The sequence below is a fragment of the Lysinibacillus sp. CNPSo 3705 genome (assembly GCF_028674935.1).
Lineage (GTDB): Bacteria > Bacillota > Bacilli > Bacillales_A > Planococcaceae > Lysinibacillus.
In genome coordinates this window covers 1-7,739 of the sequence record NZ_JAQZSD010000111.1, presented here as the reverse complement: position 1 = coordinate 7,739, position 7,739 = coordinate 1, and the positions used below count along the sequence as shown (strand labels likewise).

Sequence of the window (7,739 nt, the reverse complement as noted above, 5' to 3'; positions counted from 1 at the left end):
AAACTTTGCGTTATTGATCTTAGTTGAACCGCCGTATACGGAACCGTACGTACGGTGGTGTGAGAGGTCGGGAGTTAATCACTCCCTCCTACTCGATTTTATTTTCGTAATTCAGCTACCTCGAATAAATAATCACTTAAAACGCGTAATCCTTTATCGAAATTTTCTAAATGGAAGTGTTCATTTGGTGCATGGAAGTTTTCGCTGGATAAGCCGAAGCCCATTAGCACTACTGGCAATTCTAAAATTTCATCAAAGGCAGCCACGATAGGGATTGATCCTCCTCCACGTGTGTAAGCAGTTGGCACATTATATACTTTTTCGTATGAGCGACCAGCAGCTTGGATAAATGGATGATCAAATGGCGTTAAGAATGGACGACCTTTATCGAATTCAGAGATTGTCACTTCAACGCCGGTTGGCTTATGTTTTTCAATATGTGCTTTTAATAGTGCTACAATTTCATTAGGCTCTTGATTTGGTACTAGACGGCATGTGATTTTTGCGCCAGCCTCAGCAGGAAGCACTGTTTTAATGCCTTCACCAGAGAAGCCACCAAATACACCATTGATCTCTAGTGTTGGGCGTGCCCAAGTACGTTCTAAATAGGAATAACCAGCTTCACCGAATAATTCCTTCACGCCAACTTCTTCCTTCACAGATTCTTCATCGAAACCAAGCGCACGGTAAGCTTCACGTTCCTCTTCCGATAATGGTAAAACTTTATCATAAAAGCCCTCAACTTGAATTGTACCATGCTCATCGCGGAAGGATGCTAAAATGTCAGCTAATGCATGAATAGCGTTTTGGACACCGCCACCGTAAAGACCAGAGTGAAGGTCACCTTTTGCACCACGAACATCAATCTGAACACCTGTTAAGCCACGTAATCCATAGCATACAGCAGGCTTACCAGGGCCATATAAACCTGTATCAGAAATCAAAATTAAGTCAGCAGCCAGTTTCTCCTTATGCTCTTCAACATAGGCAGGAAGGTTAGGACTACCAATCTCTTCTTCACCTTCATAGATGAATTTCACGTTCACTGGTAAAGTGCCAGTTGTCGCAAATAATGCTTCAATCATTTTTAAGTGCATAAATACTTGCCCTTTATCGTCACTAGCACCACGAGCAAATAGTTTGTTGTCTCGGATTGTTGGGTTGAATGGCTCTGTTTCCCATAAATTTAGTGGGTCAACCGGTTGTACATCATAATGACCGTAAAATAGAATAGTTGGTTTATCCTCTGCATGTAACCAATCCGCATAAACAACAGGATGTCCTGCAGTTTGCGTAATAGAGACATGCTCAAGATTTAGCTTTTTAAAAGCATTTGCTAGCCACTCAGCGGCATTTTGTATATCTCCTTTATGCTCTGATAAAGAACTAATACTTGGAATACGTAAAAATTCATTTAATTCATTTAAATGTGCTTCGCGATGTTCTGAGAAATACGCATCTAATTGCTGTAAATTTGTCATCTAGCATCCCTCTTTTCAAATATTTCGATAATAGAAATAGTATAGCATAATGTGGTTGGGGAATCTTGTTATGGCGATGGTTTCTAACGTTTTAATTAGTTAATGCTTAGTCCCGCATACTTGGATGACTAACACAAAGCGCTTGGCTACGGTAGGTGTTTGAAAGACTAAGAATATACTCCTTTTGGAACAGCTTTACGACTAATAATGGGGGATAATAATTGAATGCCACTTTCGATTTAAGTAATAGGAGAAAAAGCTGGTCCGCATGTATTACTTTATTTAAAACATATAAAAGCAGGGGATTTAATGTTTGAAGCTGAAAAATTGGGCGTCCGAATATATTCCCTAAACGTCCATTGGTTTCTTCAAAAGCCAGAATCCATCATTATGTTGGGATTCGGATGGGGCTAGGGTCTGATAAAAGGTAGAATGAAAATGCCACTTCTTGGTTTACTTTCTACATATCCTTCAGCAAGCAACTGCTGGTAGACAGATTGTATAACTTGTTTGTTAAAAAGCATCTACTCTTGGGGTTGCTTTTTGTGTTGCTTTTAGATTTTGTCGCCATTTTTTTAAGAGGAAAAAGTCTTCAAATTATTTACAAATAGTAGTAGTTTTGGAGTTTTCTCGATTTTCAAAGTTTTTTTAATCGTTTTCAAAAAGTATGGAATGGTTGCAACGCGGATGAAATGATTGCTTTAATTTCACGAGATATAGCAGTACGGTGGGTAGGGCCTGGTACTGATATATCAGATTGGGGATACGAAGAAACTTGTAAAGGTTGGGTAGAGGCATATAAACAGTATGAAGGTCATGATCCAAAATGGCATTTTAAAGAATTGTATACTACACCTGCATCAGAAAATGAAGTGATTGCAACGTTTTGGGTAACTTTTGAAATGGATGGAAAATTTTTAGAGGTAGTGAAATTATTTGTTCAGAGATTTAGGAAAGAACAAAATGATGAATGGAAGCTAATAAGGGAATATTGTGAGCACCTAAATTCGGAATCTTTTATCTCAAACTAATTGGAAAATGCACATCTTTATTAAACTTTAATAAGTTTTATTCAACCACTCGTATTTGAGTGGTTTTATTATGCTCAATGAAGCGGGGCAGAGTCCATCTTGGTTCATTATCGTATGCCCATCTAACCTCCCAAAAAAGCACCCAATCGTAACGGACTTGGGTATTTCTCGGTTATCACCTTTACATTGAACTATTCGCTGGAGTATATATTCTTGATCATTGATTGCTAAAAAAATATAATTTCTAAATAGAAACTATATATGAGGTGAAATATGTGGAAAATATAAAAAATGCTCTAATTAATTTGCAATGTGAATTGGTTGCAGAGAGAAATAAAGTGAATTTGCAAAATATAAGTTGGATACAATATGATATTTTGCATTTGTTATCAGAAGAGGGAAAATTATTACCGTCACAAATCAGTACTATTTTAGGGATAAGTAGAACGAAACTATCTAAATCTTTGAGAGAACTAAAACATTTAGATTATCTGGAACAAAAACCAAATGTCCAAGATGGAAGAGAGTTAATCACTATGTTGACTGCCAATGGAAAAGTGCTAATAACAAACATAGAAGCAGGTCATGACAAACTTTACGAAATTGCAGGTAGTGTATTTTCGGAGGGAGAGTTGGAGTTGTTTTCGGAGCTATCAACGAAGTTTTCCAAGGCTCTTAAGGATGAAAGGCTGAAGGATCATGAATGACTTTATTTCAATAAAGGGGGCAAAGACAAACAACCTAAAAAATATCTCTCTTGTTATTCCAAAGCATAAAATCACTGTTGTAACTGGCATATCTGGATCAGGAAAATCGTCTTTGGTTTTCGATACAATAGCTGCTGAATCCCAAAGATTATTAAACGAAACTTACTCTAGTTATATTCAACAATTACTGCCGCATTTTGATAAGCCTGTCGTTGATAAGATAGAAAATTTGCCAGTGTCAATAATTATTGATCAAAAAAAAGTCAGAGGAAATGCTCGTTCGACTGTTGGTACATTTACAGACATCTATACTAGTCTGCGCTTGCTGTTTTCTAGAATGGCTACTCCGTTTATTGGTTATTCTATGGCGTATTCGTTCAATAATCCGGAAGGGATGTGTCCGGTTTGCAAAGGTATTGGTGAGACGCAACAGATTAATGTTAATAAATTGATTGATTTTGACAAATCACTTAATGAGGGCGCCATTCATTTTCCTACATTTCAGCCTGGCGGTTGGCGGCTAACTCGTTATACGGAGACAGGGAATTTTGATAATGATAAAAATATTTCTCAATATACAGAAGAAGAGTTAAATATTCTACTTTACAATGAAGGAAGTTCTCCGAAGAATCCCACTGAGCGTTGGCCAAAGACTTCTACATATGTCGGAGTGCTACCTCGGATTCAAAAAAGTTTTATAGAAAAAGAAGATTCCAAATATCAATCCGATTTAAAGAGAATCCTAGAAATTCGTACTTGTCCAGATTGCTTAGGTACTAGAGTAAATAAAACAGTACATTCAGCTAAAATAAAAGGTAAATCTATAGCAGATTGTGTGGATATGTCTATTGATGATTTATTGTTATTTGTACAATCTATCGATAGTCCGGCTGTATCACTTATTATTGAAGATTTAATTGGAAAACTTGAAAGCTTACAGTTAGTAGGGCTAAATTATCTCACCCTTAATCGAAATATCACAACACTTTCGGGCGGAGAGTCTCAAAGAATAAAGATGACGAAGCATTTGACTAGTTCATTGTCTGATCTTTTATACATTTTTGATGAGCCAAGCATTGGACTTCATCCAGAGAACATTGTTGGCATCAATCGAATTTTCCAAGGATTGAAGAAAAAAGGAAACACCGTTGTTTTAGTTGATCATGATCCAGATATCATTAAAACGGCCGATCATATCATTAACATTGGCGAGTATGCGGGGGCAAATGGAGGAAGGATAACGTTTGAAGGAAACTATTCCGATCTCCTAATTTCTGATACGCTCACTGGTAAAGCATTATCCAAAAAACATACAGTCAACACAGACAAAATGGCTTTTCCGTCATTTTATACACTTGATCATGTCAATCTTAATAATGTTCGGGATGCAACAGTCAAAATACCAAAACATGCTTTAACTGTTGTAACAGGTGTTGCGGGCTCAGGGAAAAGTACATTGATACGTTATTTATTTACTAAAAAGTATCCTAAAACTATAGTACTGGATCAAAGCCCTATACATGGGAGCAATCGATCCAATCTGCTAACTTATCTCAATGTATTCGATAAAATAAGAGAGCTCTTTGCTCGTGCATCCCATAAAAGTGCATCTTTATTTAGCTTTAATGGAAAAGGTGCTTGTCCTGTTTGTAAAGGGAAAGGTCATATAACACTCGACTTGGCCTATATGGGAGACGTTGATCAGGTTTGTGAGAAATGCCATGGGAAAAGATATAACGACGAAGTACTCTCATTTAAGTGGAAGGGGTTGAGCATTCACGATGTACTTCAGCTGACGCCCTTAAAGGCCAAAGAATTTTTTAATGATCAAGGTATTCAAAGGATTATGGACAATTTAATTATGGCGAATTTAGGTTATATACACTTAGGTCAAACTTTAGACACCTTTTCGGGTGGGGAGCTTCAAAGGGTAAAAATAGCAAAAATATTGGGTGACCCAAGTAATGACCTTATTGTGTTGGACGAGCCAAGTACAGGGTTGCACGAAGCTGACATTGATAATTTATTAGTGCTGTTTAAAAAACTTTTAAGTAAAAAGAAGACATTAATTGTGTTGGAACATAATTTATCAATTATGAGCCAGGCACAATGGATCGTTGATATGGGGATAGAGGGTGGAAACTTAGGTGGAAATGTTCTTTTTGAAGGTTATCCTATCGATTTATTGGATATAGAAAACTCATATACAGCAAAACATTTACGATGTTATGTGAAAGCAACATAAAAGAAGCTGAATGAGAGAGATCATTCAGCTTTTAGTGTTTATTCACGAATAACCAATAGTACACCACTAAAGATTAATGCAGTTCCAGCCCAAAAGGATAGGCCGATTTGTTCCCCTAGTAATAGCCACCCTAGGAAGGTACCGACAATTGGTTGAAAGAAGAAAAATAAACCACCACTTGCGGCATTAAGCATCTGTAGTCCACGATTCCATAGTAAGAAGCCACACGCTGTAGAGATAACGCCTAAGTAGAGTAGGCCACCCCAGATAGATGGCTCTGCCATAGCATGTAAGTCTAATTTTATTAGTCGTGGAATGGCTATAGGTGTTAAGACCATGATAGCGACAAGTGTTCCGTAGCTAGTGACAACGATTTGTGAATACTGCTCTGGTACCCGTTTAATAAGGACAGACATCAATGACCAGGTTAGGGCAGCGATTAGTAGAGCAACCCCACCTAACTGATGGGAGGCATCGATATGTGCATTACCTACGATCATATAGACTCCGAACGTCGCTAGAAGAATAGAAACAGCTTTTTTTAAAGTGATTTTTTCTTTTAAAATGAATCGCGCAAAAACAACCATAAATGCCGGTGTCGTTGCTGTAATGATGGCGCCCATTTGAGCAGTAGACAGCATAGTACCAATTTCTTGGGCAACGATAGAAATCGTATTTCCAATTAACCCAATCATAAAAATTAACAGCCAGTCCCGCTTATCAATTTTCCACGATTGCTTTGTAATAGTGCCAATAATGAACAAAGCGATGATGGCAATCGTATAGCGCAGCCATACTAATTCTAAAGGTGGTACGGTATCGACAACTACCTTTACTACTACATACATGCCGCCCCAAATGCTTGCAGCAAGTGATAAATATAAGGAACCTAATAAGGTTTTTTTCATTTTTTCCCCTCCGTTAGCTCTAGACAATGCCTGTCCTTAACGGAGAAATGATAATTCTCCGTTAAGGGAGAACAACTTCAGGTACATCGTGTTCAAATAATGGTGAAAAGATCATAATAGCCAGCTCCTTTTTATAGTATTTCATTTATCATATAACATTTTTTTGAATTTGATTAGAAAAAAATGGTCTAAACTCGGTCGAACGAAAAACTTAAGTTGCTGCTTCTGAATTAAGTGTTTGAAAGGTATGAAAAATCTGATTTCATTCGCGCTAGGAATTTCAAGGGAATACTATTGAATATTTAATAAAAAAGAAGAGGGAGGGGCGTGTTATAAAGCTTTTCTCCGAATAATAAATATAGTAATAAAACATTATTTACGAATATTACAAGTGAAAGCATTTAAGCTTACACGATTGTAATGTAATTGAAAGCCAATACGATAGAGTGTAATACATTATTTTGCGAGAATGTGTATAGAAGCAAGAACAAGAAGCGGAGGAATACACAATGAATGAAAAATTAGAAGGCGTATATGAGGAATACAATCGTTACATATACCATTTATGTTTAAAACTTACTCGCAATAATGTAGAAGCTGAAGATTTAATGCAAGAAGTATGGGTAAAAGTTGTGCGCTATGAGGATAGCGTTGCCGAGGTGGAGCATATTAAAGCTTGGCTAACAACAATTACAATGAATACATTTAGAGATCGCTATCGTAAAAAAACACGACGTAGTAAATACATGATGAACCAACCTGAAACATTAGACGTACCGATATTAGATTTGGTTCCCAATAATGACATTTCAACAGAAGAAAAAATTGAAAAAGATATTGTTACTAAATTAGTACAGGATAAAATGGGTCAATTAGATACAATCTATCGTAAAACATTATGGTATTTCTACATAGACCAATTTTCACTAGCAGAAATCTCTTCAATTATGAAAGTTTCAATTGGTACTGTGAAATCGCGTTTATTCCGTGCAAAAGCCCGTTTAAAAGAAATGCTAATGGCCGATGCATCCATAGTAGAGTCTGTGCTACCAGCATAATGAAATGCATTGGTCGCACTAGCATAATTACTTAGACGGAAGTATTCGCCCGGCCAATCCAATCCAAAAAAAGATGCATTGCAAAATTATTTGCAATGCATCTTTTTTTGATGCCATTTTTATAGCCTTGAGAATAACATCGCAGGTGGTAAAAGTTGATATAATGTGGACATCGCTGCTAAAGGGTTCACAATCGCTGATAGAAGAGCAAGAATCGCTGATAAAGAATCGAATATCGCTGATAGAAGAGCAAGAATCGCTGATAAAGAATCGAACATCGCTGATAAAAGAGCAAGAATCGCTGATAAA

Annotated in this window: 7 protein-coding genes; 4 read left to right on the top strand and 3 right to left on the bottom strand. The window is 36.9% G+C overall.

The genetic code is table 11. From position 1 onward, the window contains the following. Positions 1–98 precede the first annotated feature (98 nt). Positions 99–1,481 (bottom strand): dipeptidase, encoded by a 1,383-nt coding sequence (locus tag PVA17_RS23945; protein ID WP_132360102.1) that lies wholly within the window; start codon positions 1,479–1,481, stop codon positions 99–101. 692 nt (positions 1,482–2,173) lie between these two features. Between PVA17_RS23945 and PVA17_RS23940 the strand changes: the two genes are divergently transcribed. The 3 genes from PVA17_RS23940 to PVA17_RS23930 all read left to right on the top strand — a co-directional run bounded on the left by PVA17_RS23940 (position 2,174) and on the right by PVA17_RS23930 (position 5,464). Next, a complete protein-coding gene (locus PVA17_RS23940; protein ID WP_274069215.1) occupies positions 2,174–2,512 on the top strand; it encodes a hypothetical protein in 339 nt (112 codons plus the stop codon). 275 nt (positions 2,513–2,787) lie between these two features. After that, complete coding sequence (locus tag PVA17_RS23935; RefSeq protein WP_274069214.1) at positions 2,788–3,219, top strand: MarR family winged helix-turn-helix transcriptional regulator; 432 nt, start codon at positions 2,788–2,790, stop codon at positions 3,217–3,219. Then, entirely contained in the window at positions 3,212–5,464 is a 2,253-nt protein-coding gene (locus tag PVA17_RS23930) for an excinuclease ABC subunit UvrA (protein ID WP_274069213.1), read from the top strand. The genes PVA17_RS23935 and PVA17_RS23930 overlap by 8 nt, the downstream gene beginning before the upstream one ends. 38 nt (positions 5,465–5,502) lie before the next feature. Here PVA17_RS23930 and PVA17_RS23925 read toward each other — a convergent pair whose 3' ends face one another. After that, positions 5,503–6,372: a DMT family transporter gene (locus PVA17_RS23925; RefSeq protein WP_274069212.1), complete on the bottom strand. Its 870-nt coding sequence runs from the start codon at positions 6,370–6,372 to the stop codon at positions 5,503–5,505. A 509-nt stretch (positions 6,373–6,881) separates the two neighbouring features. On the opposite strand from PVA17_RS23925, the gene PVA17_RS23920 reads away from it, so the two are divergent. Then, positions 6,882–7,430, top strand: coding sequence for an RNA polymerase sigma factor (locus PVA17_RS23920; RefSeq protein ID WP_132360114.1), 549 nt, complete (start codon positions 6,882–6,884; stop codon positions 7,428–7,430). 119 nt (positions 7,431–7,549) lie between these two features. Here PVA17_RS23920 and PVA17_RS23915 read toward each other — a convergent pair. Beyond that, on the bottom strand, positions 7,550–7,739 hold a 190-nt coding region (locus PVA17_RS23915; RefSeq protein WP_274069211.1), incomplete at its 5' end, for a hypothetical protein.